We start from the raw sequence: 14,597 nt of genomic DNA on the forward strand, positions 1-14,597 counted from the left end.
TTACTATTAGTTAATAGATAAGACAGATTGTACTTCAAGCTTATCGAGGTCTGGCTGGTTGATTTGTAGTTGCTGGATGCGAATACCTTGTTGTTGAAACTGATTAAATATATTGGTGATTACGCTGGCCTGCGCGTGACTAAAAGCAACTTGGATAGTACTGCCATTCTCGACCACTTGCGCATTGATAATACCTGATTGGGTGAGTATTTGTTTGATAGCATCGGCTTGATTGACTTGTTGGGTTTGGTTGGGATTGATGTTGCCTGCTTGACTGCGTAGCCAAAACACATCTGCCATGGTGTCATCGTATTTTTTTTGTGCCAGGTTGGCTTTGCTGTGTAGCGTCCAACCACCGACACCGACCACAAAAAAAAGCAAGAACATTGCCAATATCAGCAGCGCAATCTGATCACGACGTGATAAATTTTGAAAGGCATGACCCAAAGGCGTGGTTAGTTTTTGCAGGGATTGGCTCAGTGAGGCGTGCGGTTTCATAAATTCATCTCAGTCGTAGGTTTAGTCTGCCAATTCAATATCTATCATGGCAAGGGCACTGCCAGCAGAAGTTGGCGCCCCTGCACTGGAAACCGCACTGGCAGTATTGGAAGACATCGCAGCGGGCATCGCAGCATCGACAGACCCTAGCTTGGCTTTAATCCCTTTGTTTACCATGTCATTGACGGCTTTGTTTAACGAGTCGGCGCTTGATGATAAAAGCTGCAGTTGTAAGTGATTATTTTGAAAATTAAGCTGCTTGGCAGTCAGTTGGTATTGCTGCAATACCGGCTGTATCGACGACAATGTCTGAAGTACGTTTGGCGTGGCTGATTGCTGGGTAGTTAATCTGCCAGATAACTGTCGTTGTAGAGTGAGTTTGCTACTGAGCGGCTCATTGGGAAACCACTGCGCGTATTGCTGCGCCAGCAAAGTTGAGGCTTGTTTTTGTGCTTGGTTGTAATAATACCAACGAAGCGCATCGACCGCAAAGGCTGTTAGCAGCGCACAAACACTGACTAGGGCGATGACTTTGGCATAAGGCGCAAGCGTCGTTTTACCTTTGATTGTCGCAAAGTTAAAAAAATGTCTGACCGGGTCTTTGATTGGGGTAGGCAACAACTCAGACGATGCAATGGATAAATTAGGCATACTGGCTAATTGCTGGGCAACGGTTTCATCGTGAAAACCGGTTAAAAATAGCGTTTCTAGCATGGGTAATTTGGTGAGTACCAGCGGTAAAAAACTAACTGCCATGCCGTGATAAGTATGGAGTTTTAATAACTGGGTATCTGCATCTTGGTAATACACCGCGCTTGTAGTAGGTATAGCCCTAGTATTCATACTAGTATCTATTCTATTATCTATGGTCGGCAGCAATAAGAAATCTGGCAGTAAAGCGACTATCTCAATACCCGCCAACGAGGCAGCATTGATCCATGAATGAACATCGGCAGCATGAAGCCCAAATAACGCGGGTAACTCGCTGTTGGTAGCGGTCGGCTGGATTTTGACTTGTAAATCTTCTACCGACCCAATACTGATATCTTCAAATAAATAGCGTCTGCCGGTGTCGCCCAAAGTGTTGAGCTGGCTTGCTGAAAGGGTAGGCTGGATTGTTAATAAACTGACACTAGGAAAATAGAGACAGGCTTGCAGCTTGGCTGATTGCGTGGTTTGCAGAAGATTGGCAAGGGTCGCAAGCGTTTGCCAATTGTCAGCCGTTTGCCAAGTCTGGGTGGTTTGTTGCCATAAACGTAAGGCAGCATGCTGAGTTGGCAACCAAATATGAATCACAGAAGTGTCCTACACAAAATTGACAAATTAAATCACCTAACAGGTGGGAACAAAACGTTTGATCTCAGAGGCAAGACTGGGTGCCAATATACCCATATCATACACACGCGCTTCAGCCAGCGCAAAACCCTCTAGGGGATCATCCGTGAGAATATGGGCGATTTTGGCAATGATATTCATATGACAAACCACCACCATGCAGTCGCCAACCAATTCGCCTAGCGCATCCACGGCGATGTCTGCATCGTTATCGGGGGTGATGCCCTCATACGTGGTCACAGGGACATGGGGAAAAAATTGCTGGATTTGGGCAAGGGTTTGCTGGGCGCGGTTGTAAGGACTGACGATAAAATGATCGGGCTCAAAGTTTTCGGCAAGCCACTTTGCGGTCTGTGAAGCTTGGGCTTGACCCAGTGCTGATAAATTTCTTTCATGGTCTGGCAGGGTATAAGCGCCTGCATCGCCATGACGAACTAAAATTAATTGCATGTATTTACCTAAAAATATTTAAAGTTATGTTTGTCAGTTATGCGTTGGCTGCACTTGATGCGGCATGACAAATTCCACATCACTTCTAAATCCTGCTTCCATCAAGTTTAACGCAACCCCGAGCGGCGCTTTGTCTTCATAGATAATATCGTGCAAGGCATGGGTAATTGGCATATAAATACCTTCTTTCATGGCTTTTTCATTCACCTGCTGGATAGTATTAATACCTTCCGCGGTTTGCCCCAGTTTTTTGATGGCTTGGTCAAGGCTCATGCCACGCCCTAGCATATTACCAATCTGGTAGTTACGGCTTAAGGTCGATGAACAAGTTGCATACAAATCACCTACGCCTGACAACCCCAAAAAGGTCAGGGGATTAGCCCCCGCTTGGACGCCAAATCGGCTCATCTCAGCCAATGCGCGGGTTAAAATCATGGCTTTGGTGTTTTCCCCGATGTCATAGGCAGCCGCCATGCCCATGGCGATGGCATAAATATTTTTGAGCGCACCACCAAGCTCGACGCCAATTAAATCATCACTGGCAAACACGCGAAAAAATGCACTGTGCAGCGCTTTTTGTACCGCAAGCCTTAGCGCTGCAGATTGGCTGGCAATCACGGTGGCAGATGGCATATTATTCATGATTTCTTTGGCGAGATTGGGGCCGCTCATCACGCCAAAAGCCACATTGGGCAATTCATCCGCGATCACATCACTCATTAGCGCAAAGGTATCTTTTTCCATACCTTTGGTTAAAGACACGATGGCTTGAGCGCTGATAAAAGGCGCAATTTTTTGTAAGGTTTCGCGAAACGCTGAGCTCGGCACTGCCACAAAAATCAAATCTTTGCCTTTAACGGCTGCTTGCAAATCATGGGTAAATTGCAGACGCTCATCAAGCTTATGGTCAGGCAAATATTTTTTGTTGATATGGGTTTTTTGCATCGATTTGACGCTGCGTTTATCGCGTACCCAAAGCGTGACTTGGCAGCCATTTTTGGACGATAAATTTGCCATTGCCGTACCAAAACTACCACCACCCAGCACGGCAATTTTGAGGGGGGTAGGCTCGTTGGCGAGCTGATTGTCTAAGGCTGTCTCTATGTCTAAGTCTTTCTCTAATAGCGCTGTGGTGTCAGGTTTGGACTTTTTGACCGCTTTTTCAATGACGTCGGCAAACAGCTTGCTGGCTTTTTCACGATTGACATTCAGCTTTTCTAAATTTTCACTTAGATTGGTTGCTAACTGGGGTTTTTTCATTGAAAATCCTTGAATCCACTTGTCCTGCAAATACTGACAACAGGGCACCCTTTACATGAGCAAAATATAAACGGCTACTTTAGCCGTTAGTTTGTGCCATTATCATAAACAATAAATGGTGTGACGTCTATCTTAGAACGCGGTGGGATGGTCGACACGGCTGTGCCAACATAGACAAAGGCAATGACTTGGTTATCAGCGGTTACATTAAACAGTTGTTTGATTGCAGGCGCATTAGCAAGTGGACCGGTGCGCCATACGGTGGCAAACCCTTGTGCCGTCAAGGCAAGTAGGAGATTTTGCACAGCACAACTACTTGCTGCTATTTGTTCCCAATGGGGGACTTTATCATGGGGTTTAAAATCGGTCACACACGCGATAATCATCGGCGCACGCAGCGGCATATTTTCCGCTTTTTTGAGGGTTTTCTCGTCAGTTTCACCTTGTGCCATCGCGGCATTTTTTAACGCCGTGCCTAAGGTGTTGAGCGCTTGGTTTTCAAGTACGATAAAACGGTACGGGTTTAAATCCTTGTGATCGGGAGCGGATAGGGCGACTTCAATCGCTTGTTCGACTTGCGCGCGGTTCGGGGCAGGGGCGACAAGGTTGCCGATTGAACGGCGCGATTTGATAAAGTCTAAAATTGCTGAATTTGTCATTGTTATTCCTTAAAGAGGTTGTTGATTAGCGTTGCCATATTATCCTCTGAAGCTGATTGCAGTTGTGTTAAACCGTCAATCACGCCCTGCTGATTAGCCAAAGTTTTATTTTGGCTAAGTTTAAATTTGGCTTCAAAATTATGAATGGTCAATTTAACCCCCACAATCGCGCGGCACATGGCGTTGATATAGTCATTTGGCGCATCACTTAAAGACCAAGGCTCATGACTGGGATTAGTTTGTTTAAGCTGATGTTCAAAAAAATCCGTCATCTTCGCGACAATCTGCTTGATTTGAGTTGCGTCTGTGATTAGCTGTGGTGTCACCGAAAAAATCACCGATTGATAATTCCACGTCGGCACTTCTTTATGGGTAATCGCCTTGGTAGGATACCAATTTGGGCTGATATAATGACCTTGGCTAGTGAAAGCAACTTTCCAGTTTTTAGCGTCAATCTTTACAATCGGATTTACTTTTGCCACATGCCCAATCAAATAGCCAAGCGGATTTTGTTCATCTACTTGCCAAACTAGCGGAGCAGGGCAAATTTCAATCGATTCGCCGTTTGATGCCATTATATTTGCTAATGGCGACTGAGCAATAAAATCTTTAACGGCTTCAAAATCGGTTTGGGAAAAATCTTTGGGAATATACATCGTTAAAGCCACTCACCTGCATAACAATTAAGGCTTTGGATTATTTAAATGGTCATATCTTCTTTTTTTATCTCATCCAAACGATGTTCCGCTTTGAGATATTCTTCTGATTGCATCTCTAACAGCCGTGAGCGCGTGCGCTCAATTTCAAACGCCAATTTTTGCCCATCATACAGTTGTAAAATCGGCTGTTCTGCACGTACCAAAAGCTTGACGCGGCGATCATAAAACTCATCGACGAGGTAAATAAAGCGCCTTGTCGGATCAGCGATAATATCGTTGAGTATGGGCACATCATCCACCAAGACCGTGCTAAACTCGTTGGCGATTTCAATAAAATCGCTGGCTGAGCGCGGCTGCATACATAATGCCCGAAAATCAATGTACAAGGTGTTTTCGGTGCGCCCTTTGATGGCGATATCACGACCATTGATACGAATGGGGTCTTGGATAATGTGCTGATTGTTGCTTAGCGCGGTAAAGCGGTTGGCAAGCCAGTGGATGTTTTCTTTGGTCAACGGAGACACGTAAAGTTCGGCTTGCTGCAATACGCGCAGACGGTAGTCGATGCCACTGTCAACGTTCATAACCGTACAGTTTTTTCAACTTCGGCAATGGCAGGTAAAAAACGGTCACGGTGAATACCATTTTTATACAAGCCATTTGGTGCGATGTTTGATGTGGCAACCAAGGTGATGCCTTTTTTAAATAGCATGGTAAATAAATCACCCAAAATCATCGCATCGGAGACATTGGAGACAAAAAATTCATCAAAACAAATCACATCTGCTTCATTATGGATGATATCGGCGACTTTTTGTAGTGGGTCTGGTTGACCTTGTAGCTTGTTGAGTTCGGCGTGCACCCGTTTCATAAAGTGATGAAAGTGCTGGCGCATTTTGTTGTCGGCAGGCACCGACTCAAAAAACATATCCATCATCCAAGTCTTACCACGACCCACGCCGCCCCACATATACAGCCCTTTGGGCGGATCAGTACGTCTTAAAAAGCTAAACAGCCCACGTTGTTTGGCGCGGTTGTCCATGATTTGTTCATAGACATTGTCCAAATAAGTCATCGCAGCGCGCTGCTGTGCATCTTCGCTAAACTCACCAGATTTTAGCGCAAGCTCATAGCGTTGTAGGGGTCGTAAATTTGAGTTGGGCATGTTGTCTCTTAGCGTAAATTAAAAAGTTGTCAAAATTCCATTTCAACGTGCTTTGATGTAGCCGCCATTAAATGGGTGCGATTAAATAGACGGCATTAAAGTGCCAAATAGCGCACGATGTCAAATACAGCAAAAATTTGAATCAAAAACACCCATCAAAAACACCAATCAGAAACTAAGGATAGAATAAAAACTGCGTTATTTGCTACTTAACGCTTCAAGCAGCTGTTTTAATTCCCCTAATTTACCATGAAAAAAGTGCCCTGTATCGTCAATGATGTGCGTTTGAATACCAAAGTTTTCCCCAAATTGTTGTAGCGAGCTTGGCGCAATCACTTCATCATTCGCGCCATAAATCATAAAGGTTTGTGCGGTGGGCAGTAGCAAATCTGAGGTGTCGTTTTTTTCGATAGAAGGGGCAATGAGTGCCAAATCCGTGATGTCAAAATCATCCACGCCCAAAAATGCGCCTTGTTCATTGACAAGCTGGGCAAGCTTGGCGGCGACAAATCCGCCAAACGAAAATCCGCCAATCCATAGCTTGCGCGCCTCGGTTTGGCTATGAATCCATTGAAGCACGGTTAAGGCATCTTCGATTTCACCTGTCACATTGCCATACTCGCCCGTTGACTGACCCACACCGCGAAAATTAAAGCGTACCACATGCATGTTTTGGTCGCGGGCAAAACGATACATGGTGGTCACCACTTTATTCATCATCGTGCCTTCTTGCAATGGGTTTGGGTGACAAAGAATGGCAACACGCTCAACCGACGCAGCGTTTGGGTTAGCAACGCCTGTTGAGTCAGCTTGCCAAAGCGCGTCAACTTCAAGCTTACCGCAAGGGGCATCTATTAATTGCGAATGGGTTAATGGTGAATGGGCAGGTGAGAGCATAATCGTCCTAATCTAAGCAAAAAACTTTAAAAAAACCACCCATCATGCTAACCAATTTCACCCAAAATAGCTAGTTTGAAAATCAACAAACCAGCCAATTGTTGCGCAGATTTTATGATTTGTAAGACCACTTGCGGCGGCTTAATTTTTACCACACACTAATACAAGCCATCAACCAAATTCTATTGTTAAAATGGTGAATTTGCCTGTATTGTTGATAATTGATGAGAACTTTAACATGATGAGAACTTTAACACCGCTATTGAAAAGGGACAGCCTGCAGATCATGAAATCATCTCTCAAACCGTCTTTACTAAAAAACACTACTATCACGCTGCTAGCAGCAGTGAGCTTATCTGCTTGTCAAAGTACACCCACTAATTTACCCGTGCTACAGCGCGCGAACAACACCCTAGAAACCACTGGGTTAGGCAAAAGCAAAAATACCGCCAAATTAAACGCGTTACGTATCGCCACCGAGCAGTGCCGCGGAAAATCGCCCATCGTATTGACCGATAGCTACCAGTATAACGGCGTGTTGGATGAAAACATGGGACGCGCGGCTGACCAAGCCATAGGCATGATTGGTAGTGTGTTTGGCAGCAAAAAAACCATTGCCCGCGATGATGATTACGAATATACCATCACCTTTAAATGCCCCTAATTGTCAAAGTCAAATCATCTATCAATAAAAAAAGGTTAGGAATGCTCCTAACCTTTATTGTTTTTGTGTCACTGGCGATTTAACAAATGCTGATTGAGCTGCGCAATCACCGCTTTATCGCCTAATTGATTGATACTATCACGAATTTTTGGAATCGGCTCAGCAGCAATCGGCTGACTATCAAATAGCTTTAACAATCGCAATTGTAATGCTGGCTCACCTTGCTCAATGACAATATCTACGAGGGTAGGCACATCAAAAGGCAAGTCCGAAGTTGATTGTGCCATTGCCACCGCATGATAAGCGCCATGTGGGTCTTGGTCGGTTACGATACGGGTATTTACGGCTCTATAAGCTTTTTCTGAGGTACCGCCTAAGACATTGATTTTGTGTAAACAGTTGAGCGCAGAATTATCTTGTAATTGTGCAATAGCAATGATGTCTTCAGCCTGCTCTTGCAAATAGGCGCGTTTTTGTGCCAGTGCCTCTAACTGCTGCTCAGTCAGTGGCTCATCGCTTTCGGCTTTTTTTAAGTTGGCATTAAATTGAATTTCTGACATGGCTATCCCCTTATTTATATGGTTATTAGATAAGGGTTTTTTTTATAAAATCAAATCCACCGGTTAAACGAGCGCATTTTAATGACAATCAAGCTATTTAATCACAATCCAGTTATAATCAATCAAAATCACAAAAGGGCGTGCTATGTTAGTGTTAATACTAAATCCTGACCATATCAGTGTAAGGTTGCAAGATAACCTATGGGATATTGGGCTTACGCTAAAAGTAATTACAGAGACATTGCACGTGTTGCCACCCACTGAATTGTCTTGGGAAACGGCAATTATGCGCATAGAAGATGCTATTTCACCGCTAAAACCCAGCTTTCCCAAAGATGAGTTATTAAAGGTGATAGGGGCAGAGGATTTACGCTTACTAGCGTTTGAGCAAGATGACAATGGCGACTATATTCGCGCTGAGATGCTAGAAAAAGCTTTTGCGGTGCTGGCGGGCTATCGCTCGCTGCGAGATTTGCCTGCTATGCCCAACGACCTAGCGTTTTATGCAAAGGTATTGCTGTTACGAGAATGGGTACACCATTTGGATTTTGATAAGCTTTATTTGGGTTAATTATCATCAATCAAAAAACGTCAATAAAAAAATCGCCAGTACACAACCAGCGATTTTTTTAAAAAGGTAAGTTAAGGCTGTTTTGAACGCTTACTAACCGGTATTTCTTAAGCCTTGGGCAATACCATTGATAGTTAAATGAACCAAGTTAAGCACTGCGGTATAAGACGCTTCATTATCGCTAGTCGCTTCATCAGTCGTCGCTTCACGAAGTTGTTTTAATAAAGCCACTTGCAACCAGTTCAACGCATTCAAATACGGCAAGCGTAGCGCAAGTGAGCGTGCCAATGTACGGTTGTCATCCAGTAGCGTCTCTTTATTAGTCAGTGTCAGCAAGGCTTTAAGGCTGCGGTGATATTCTGCAGTAATAAGTGCAAAAATAGCGTTGGCTTCAGTGGCATCGTTGGCGAGCTCAACATAGGCTTGGGCGATTTCGATATCGGTTTTTGCCATGACCTGTGCCATATTCGATAACATGGCTTGCATAAAGGCGCTGTGTTGGGCGTTGTGTTGCAGTTTTGCTAAGTTGTCTGGGTTATCTGCAATCAGTTTTTCGACTGCGGTGCCAAAGCCATACCACGCTGGCAGCATCAAGCGATTTTGCATCCAAGAAAATACCCAAGGAATCGCGCGCAAATCTTGAATACGCGCCAAAGACTTGCGGCTAGCAGGACGTGAGCCAATATTTAAACTGGCAATTTCTTTAACCAAACTTGTCTGCAAGAAATAATCAATAAAATACGGCTGAGTGATAAGCGCGCGATAGCAATTAAACGCTTCATGCGATAATTGATTCATTAGGTCGCTATCAGGGCTTTCGCTATGGCTTGGCAATAGGCTCGCTTTGAGCGTTGCGGCAATCAGCGTCTCAAGGTTGCGTTCCGCGTTGCCCGCATCGGCATATTTTGCGGTAATAACTTCCCCCTGCTCGGTAATACGGATTTGACCATCCACTGAGCCTTCGGGTTGTGCCAAAATCGCCTCAAATGACGGACCACCACCACGACCGACGCTACCGCCACGACCGTGGAACAGACGCAGCTGAATGGCATATTTTTCTGCCATTTCCACCAGCTGAATTTCAGCTTGGTATAGCGACCATTGACTGGTGACATAACCGCCATCTTTATTACTGTCTGAATAACCGAGCATAATCTCTTGCAGATTGTCACGACTGGCTAGCACCGATTTATACCAAGGTTTATCCAGTAACTCACTCATGATGCGGGTACTGTTTTGCAGCGCTTCAATGGTTTCAAACAAAGGCACGATATTGATACGGCTCACGGGTACGCCATCTTTGACCAATAATAGCCCTGATTCTTTCAATAACAACGCCAGTGCCAACAAATCACTTACTTGTTCGGCATTGGAGATAATGCTTTGGGTAATCGCTTTGTCACCAAAGCGATTTTTGATATCGGCTGCGGCTTGAAAAATCTCTAGCTCACGCTGGGTTTGTGGCTCATAAGTGATATAAGGGTTGTATAAAGGGCGCGCAGTTGCCAATTCACGCAGTAGCACACGTTGACGCGCGGACTCAGACAAAGAAAGATAATCTTCTAAATCGGCATGTTTGAACAAATCATGAACCGTTTCGGCATGAATCCCTGAAAACTGGCGCAAGTCCAATGGCATCAAATAAAAACCAAATACTTCCACCGCGCGGATGATATCGGTGAGTCGTTCGTTAGCCAGCAACTCACTGCCATTGTCGACCAATGACTGATAAACAACGTACAAATCAGCTAAAAACTCGTCACAATCAGCGTAGGGCTCACTAAGTCCAAAGCGACAACCGTAAGACAAATCAAACGTATGCGAGGTAGCGACTAAACGTGATGAGATAAACCCGATGGCGCGGCGATAAGGCTCTTCTTCTCTAGATATATTATCTTCTTTGGATTGCTCGGAGAGTGCCAGTACCGCATCACTCACTTTGACATGGCGGATAGATAGCGGCAACTCTTGATACAGCTTGCCCAGTTGGTCACGATAAAAGTAAAACACCGTCGCCGCTTGGCGTTTGAAGGCATAGCGAAGGGTATCGGCTGACACAAACGGATTGCCATCACGGTCGCCACCGATCCAACCACCGATATTAAGTAAGTTTGGCATGTCAGTATCGGGGAAACGCTCTTTTAACTGATAATCTAATTTGCGATATAAATTTGGCAAGGCTTCAAAAAAACTTAAATCAAAATAGGCAATGCCATTGTCGATTTCATCTTTGACCGTAATTTTAAAATGGCGGGTTTCATTGGTTTGCCACTGCGACAATAACGTGGCTTCTAGTTGCTGCTCGATACGATGACGTTGGTAGCCAATCGCGGTGTGGTATTGCTCAAGTAAGGCACGGATTTGACGGCGCAGTGATAAAATCGTTTGACGCTGCACTTCGGTCGGATGCGCGGTCAATACCGCACTGATATAGGTATCATCAAGCTGTGCTTGCAACTCATCGCTGTCAATCCCTTGGGCTTTTAATTCATCAATCACATGGGCAAAACTACTTTTTGAGGCAGATTCGTCTTGTTCGTGGGCAAGGCGGCGACGCTCATGGTGCATGTCTTCGGCGATGTTAAACACTTGCGCAAATAAGCCACAAGCCCGAATGAGATTCTTGCGCTGTTGATGGTTGAGCGTTGGCAAAATGGCTTGAATAGTCTTTTGGGGGTCTTCGCCATTTAACAGTTTATTAATGGTTTGTTTGACCGGTTCTGAGGTTTGCTGCTCAACGACCGTTATCAGCACGCGGCTAAGTAACTGGGTGTCCGCTAGCAAAGGAGAGTCTTTATCATTGTCGATAAGCTCAACAAGTGCCGTATTTGACGGATGCGAGTTTAAAGGGTTTAAGCTTAAAACGTGAGGCGGTGCAAGGCTTTTTTCATTTTCAGCTGGGCTGGCGTTGGTCTGGCTCATAACTTTTCCCTTATTTGCTTTAGTCTAAAAAGTGTAACAGGACAATTATGTTAGCACAAACTATTATCACCATAAGAAATACTAATCGTTAAAAATTCGAAATACAAAAAATTTAAAATTAATTTGGCGAGGCTTGACGTTAGCGAGTCTATTTGCTATATTCAAAACGATACAAAACGTATCATTTGAATTTATAAAATGGATTCAAGGAGTGAATTCATGCAATGAGTACAATGATAGGCTTTGCTAAACAATGAGATGTTTTGCCAGCCTCTGAAAACCAAACCTGCAAGCGACTTTCACCATCCCTTAAGATTCTAGCTAAGGACAGCCAATGAATTTCTCTGACTTATACAATCAATCCATCAACGACAAACAAGCCTTCTGGGGCGAGCAAGCCAAGCGAATCTATTGGCATCAACAACCTACCCAAATCTTAGACGATAGCAAGCTGCCCTTTGCCAAATGGTTTGTCGGTGGGGAAACCAATTTATGTTATAACATGGTCGATCGCCACCTTGAAAACCGGGCAGAGCAAGATGCCTTTGTGTGGGTGTCTACTGAAATCAATGCTGAAATGATTGATAATTACCCCAATATTCAGAAAGCTTTTAAGGCACTCGGCAACCCTGTTGAACTGTATACCGACTATGCCAAACGCCGTTTAACTTACAACGATTTATACAAAGAAGTGAATTATTTTGCCGATGTGCTAAAACGTCATGGCATCGACAAAGGCGACCGTGTTGTCATCTATATGCCGATGATTTTGGAAGCAGCGTATGCCATGCTTGCTTGTGTGCGTATCGGGGCGATTCACTCGGTGGTATTTGGCGGATTTGCCTCGCATAACCTCGCCGTACGCATGGATGATGCCGAAGCCAAAATGGTGATTACGGTCGATGCAGGGCTGCGTGGTGGCAAGCTCATTAATTATAAAAACTTGGTCAATAAAGCGGTGGAAGAAGCCAAAGTCAAAACCAAGGTGTTGGTGATTGACCGTGGCATTATGCGATACACGGCTGAGCCACAAAACATCGACTATGCCACCGAGCGGGCGATAAGTGCCGACAACAATGCCAAAGTCGATTGTGTTTGGCTAGAGTCCAATGCGCCATCGTATCTATTATATACCTCGGGCACGACAGGCACACCCAAAGGCGTACAACGCGATACAGGCGGTCATGCAGTAGCCCTTGCCACCGCGATGGATTTTGTCTATAACGGTAAAGCGGGTGAGACGTTTTGGGCGATTTCGGATATCGGTTGGGCAGTGGGTCACTCGTTTAGCATCTATGCCCCTTTACTGACAGGCATGACCAGTATCATATATGAAGGCTTGCCAACCACGCCAAACCCGGGGATTTGGTGGCGAATCGTCGAAGCCAATAAAGTCAATATTTTGTTAACCGCACCGACAGGCGTGCGGATGCTACGTAAACAAGACGAAATGTGGATGAGCCGTCATGATATCTCAAGCCTAAAAGCATTCTTCTTGGCAGGTGAGCCACTCGATGAGCCAACGGCCCAGTGGCTAACAGGTCACATGGGGGTGCCAATCATTGACCACTATTGGCAAACTGAGTCGGGCTGGCCCATCCTAAGCCATGCCCCAAAATTTGCAGACAATCCCGACCACAAGCCACACAAACAAGGCACACCCGGCTATCCGATGTTTGGATATGACGCCAAAGTCATCAATGAAACCACAGGCGAACCCTGCCAAGCCAATGAAAAAGGCATGCTGGTGTTAGCCGCACCTTTACCACCTGGGTGTTTGACCACCGTTTGGCGAAATGACGAGCGTTTTATCAATGGCTATTTTTCACTACTCGATGGCAAACAATACGCAACATCAGACTATGCGGTGATGGATGAATACGGCTACTACTATATTCTAGGGCGAACCGATGATGTCATCAATGTGGCAGGTCACCGTTTGGGTACCAAGGAAATCGAGGAGGCCATCGGTCATCACCCCGAGGTCGCCGAATCGGCGGTTGTTGGTATCCATGACGAGCTTAAAGGTGAGCTACCCATTGCCTTTTGTATCCTAAAAAATCATGACTTAGTAGCAGAAACCGAAAACCGTTTCCGCATTGAGCAGCAAATTGTGGGTGAAGTCGCAAGACAGTTGGGCGCCCTTGCTAAACCTGCGGCTATTTATTTTCCCAAAGCTTTACCCAAAACCCGCTCAGGCAAAATCTTACGCCGTTCTATCAAGGCACTGGCGGAAGGCAAAGAAACAGGCGACATGAGTACGCTGGATGACCCAACTGCGATTGAGGCGGTCAGACAAGCGATGGCGGATTATTAATGGCAATCAATAAATTGCCAACCAATAAGCTGTCAGGGCTTAAAAATCAGGGGTAATTGTGATGGAAAATTATGCCTTACTGGCTTTTAGGCACGCGCCCACGCCGATAGTGGTATTAAGCTATCGGCGTATCAAAGCGCTCAACGATGCCTTTGCCAATTTGTTCGGTTATACGCACGATGAGCTACTCAATCAATCGATGCAAAAATTGTTTCCCAGTGTCGAAGATTTTGAAAAAATTGGCAAAGAAGCATTAACAGGTTTGGGATTACAGACCAATAGGCATTACTGCGATGAGCGCTTTATGCGTCACAAAACAGGGGAAATATTTTGGGCGACCACCCACGGACGCACTTTAACCCCAGATGACCCCTTCAAACTGGCAATTTGGCATTTTGAAAAAAAACCGCAAGTACTGTCCGAATCGCAGCTCACCGCACGTGAAGCCCAAATTGCGCAATATGTGGTCAATGGCTATACCTGTAAAGAGATTGGTAAGTTGCTTGGTTTATCCCCCAGAACCATTGAAGTGCATAAAGCCAACTTAATGAAAAAACTGGGCGCTCGCAGCAAAGGTGAGCTAGCCTCAAAGATTATTGTCATTAACCCTATGGCAGCCGCCCAGTAAAACTACTCTAGC

At 45.1% G+C, this 14,597-nt stretch carries 13 protein-coding genes and 1 pseudogene; 4 read left to right on the top strand and 10 right to left on the bottom strand.

Annotated elements, in window-relative coordinates; all coding sequences use genetic code 11:
* Positions 1–6 precede the first annotated feature (6 nt).
* The 8 genes and pseudogenes from gspM to ACAM39_RS04605 all read right to left on the bottom strand — a co-directional run bounded on the left by gspM (position 7) and on the right by ACAM39_RS04605 (position 6,923).
* Positions 7–498: a type II secretion system protein GspM gene (gspM, locus tag ACAM39_RS04570; RefSeq protein WP_314026858.1), complete on the bottom strand. Its 492-nt coding sequence runs from the start codon at positions 496–498 to the stop codon at positions 7–9.
* 21 nt (positions 499–519) lie between these two features.
* A complete protein-coding gene (gspL, locus tag ACAM39_RS04575; RefSeq protein WP_369628373.1) occupies positions 520–1,794 on the bottom strand; it encodes a type II secretion system protein GspL in 1,275 nt (424 codons plus the stop codon).
* Between the two features lie 36 nt (positions 1,795–1,830).
* Positions 1,831–2,283, bottom strand: coding sequence for a phosphohistidine phosphatase SixA (sixA, locus tag ACAM39_RS04580; RefSeq protein WP_369628374.1), 453 nt, complete (start codon positions 2,281–2,283; stop codon positions 1,831–1,833).
* Between the two features lie 33 nt (positions 2,284–2,316).
* Positions 2,317–3,543, bottom strand: a complete 1,227-nt coding sequence (locus ACAM39_RS04585; protein WP_369628375.1) for an NAD(P)H-dependent glycerol-3-phosphate dehydrogenase — start codon at positions 3,541–3,543, stop codon at positions 2,317–2,319.
* 86 nt (positions 3,544–3,629) lie between these two features.
* Complete coding sequence (locus ACAM39_RS04590; RefSeq protein WP_369628376.1) at positions 3,630–4,202, bottom strand: nitroreductase family protein; 573 nt, start codon at positions 4,200–4,202, stop codon at positions 3,630–3,632.
* Positions 4,203–4,204: 2 nt separating this feature from the next.
* Positions 4,205–4,858 carry an FMN-binding negative transcriptional regulator gene (locus tag ACAM39_RS04595; RefSeq protein ID WP_369628377.1) on the bottom strand — a complete coding sequence of 218 codons (654 nt, stop codon included), beginning with the start codon at positions 4,856–4,858 and terminating at the stop codon, positions 4,205–4,207.
* Positions 4,859–4,902: 44 nt separating this feature from the next.
* Positions 4,903–6,026, bottom strand: a pseudogene (gene zapE / locus ACAM39_RS04600) (cell division protein ZapE).
* A gap of 198 nt (positions 6,027–6,224) precedes the next feature.
* Positions 6,225–6,923, bottom strand: a complete 699-nt coding sequence (locus tag ACAM39_RS04605) for an alpha/beta hydrolase (protein ID WP_369628378.1) — start codon at positions 6,921–6,923, stop codon at positions 6,225–6,227.
* Between the two features lie 286 nt (positions 6,924–7,209).
* Here ACAM39_RS04605 and ACAM39_RS04610 point away from each other — a divergent pair, with 286 nt between their 5' ends.
* Entirely contained in the window at positions 7,210–7,587 is a 378-nt protein-coding gene (locus ACAM39_RS04610) for a hypothetical protein (protein ID WP_369628379.1), read from the top strand.
* Between the two features lie 68 nt (positions 7,588–7,655).
* Here the strand turns inward: ACAM39_RS04610 and ACAM39_RS04615 are convergent, their stop codons facing one another.
* The gene (locus ACAM39_RS04615; RefSeq protein ID WP_369628380.1) at positions 7,656–8,147 is read right to left on the bottom strand and encodes a hypothetical protein; all 492 of its coding nucleotides are present in this window, start codon (positions 8,145–8,147) and stop codon (positions 7,656–7,658) included.
* A 145-nt stretch (positions 8,148–8,292) separates the two neighbouring features.
* On the opposite strand from ACAM39_RS04615, the gene ACAM39_RS04620 reads away from it, so the two are divergent.
* Positions 8,293–8,718: a hypothetical protein gene (locus ACAM39_RS04620; RefSeq protein WP_369628381.1), complete on the top strand. Its 426-nt coding sequence runs from the start codon at positions 8,293–8,295 to the stop codon at positions 8,716–8,718.
* A gap of 93 nt (positions 8,719–8,811) precedes the next feature.
* On the opposite strand, the gene ppc is transcribed toward ACAM39_RS04620, so the two are convergent.
* Positions 8,812–11,640: a phosphoenolpyruvate carboxylase gene (gene ppc / locus ACAM39_RS04625; RefSeq protein ID WP_369628382.1), complete on the bottom strand. Its 2,829-nt coding sequence runs from the start codon at positions 11,638–11,640 to the stop codon at positions 8,812–8,814.
* Positions 11,641–11,974: 334 nt separating this feature from the next.
* Here ppc and ACAM39_RS04630 point away from each other — a divergent pair, with 334 nt between their 5' ends.
* Positions 11,975–13,957 carry a propionate--CoA ligase gene (locus ACAM39_RS04630; RefSeq protein WP_369628383.1) on the top strand — a complete coding sequence of 661 codons (1,983 nt, stop codon included), beginning with the start codon at positions 11,975–11,977 and terminating at the stop codon, positions 13,955–13,957.
* A 61-nt stretch (positions 13,958–14,018) separates the two neighbouring features.
* A complete protein-coding gene (locus tag ACAM39_RS04635) occupies positions 14,019–14,585 on the top strand; it encodes a LuxR C-terminal-related transcriptional regulator (protein WP_369628384.1) in 567 nt (188 codons plus the stop codon).
* Positions 14,586–14,597 lie beyond the last annotated feature (12 nt).

Origin of the sequence: Moraxella sp. K02, assembly GCF_041154755.1 — a bacterium.
Lineage (GTDB): Bacteria > Pseudomonadota > Gammaproteobacteria > Pseudomonadales > Moraxellaceae > Faucicola.

Bases quoted from the DNA above. Each gene is read 5' to 3' on its own strand.
- gspM (WP_314026858.1), bottom strand. From the start codon at position 498: ATGAAACCGCACGCCTCACTGAGCCAATCCCTGCAAAAACTAACCACG.
- sixA (WP_369628374.1), bottom strand. From the start codon at position 2,283: ATGCAATTAATTTTAGTTCGTCATGGCGATGCAGGCGCTTATACCCTG.
- ACAM39_RS04585 (WP_369628375.1), bottom strand. From the start codon at position 3,543: ATGAAAAAACCCCAGTTAGCAACCAATCTAAGTGAAAATTTAGAAAAG.
- ACAM39_RS04590 (WP_369628376.1), bottom strand. From the start codon at position 4,202: ATGACAAATTCAGCAATTTTAGACTTTATCAAATCGCGCCGTTCAATC.
- ACAM39_RS04595 (WP_369628377.1), bottom strand. From the start codon at position 4,858: ATGTATATTCCCAAAGATTTTTCCCAAACCGATTTTGAAGCCGTTAAA.
- ACAM39_RS04605 (WP_369628378.1), bottom strand. From the start codon at position 6,923: ATGCTCTCACCTGCCCATTCACCATTAACCCATTCGCAATTAATAGAT.
- ACAM39_RS04610 (WP_369628379.1), top strand. From the start codon at position 7,210: ATGAAATCATCTCTCAAACCGTCTTTACTAAAAAACACTACTATCACG.
- ACAM39_RS04615 (WP_369628380.1), bottom strand. From the start codon at position 8,147: ATGTCAGAAATTCAATTTAATGCCAACTTAAAAAAAGCCGAAAGCGAT.
- ACAM39_RS04620 (WP_369628381.1), top strand. From the start codon at position 8,293: ATGTTAGTGTTAATACTAAATCCTGACCATATCAGTGTAAGGTTGCAA.
- ppc (WP_369628382.1), bottom strand. From the start codon at position 11,640: ATGAGCCAGACCAACGCCAGCCCAGCTGAAAATGAAAAAAGCCTTGCA.
- ACAM39_RS04630 (WP_369628383.1), top strand. From the start codon at position 11,975: ATGAATTTCTCTGACTTATACAATCAATCCATCAACGACAAACAAGCC.
- ACAM39_RS04635 (WP_369628384.1), top strand. From the start codon at position 14,019: ATGGAAAATTATGCCTTACTGGCTTTTAGGCACGCGCCCACGCCGATA.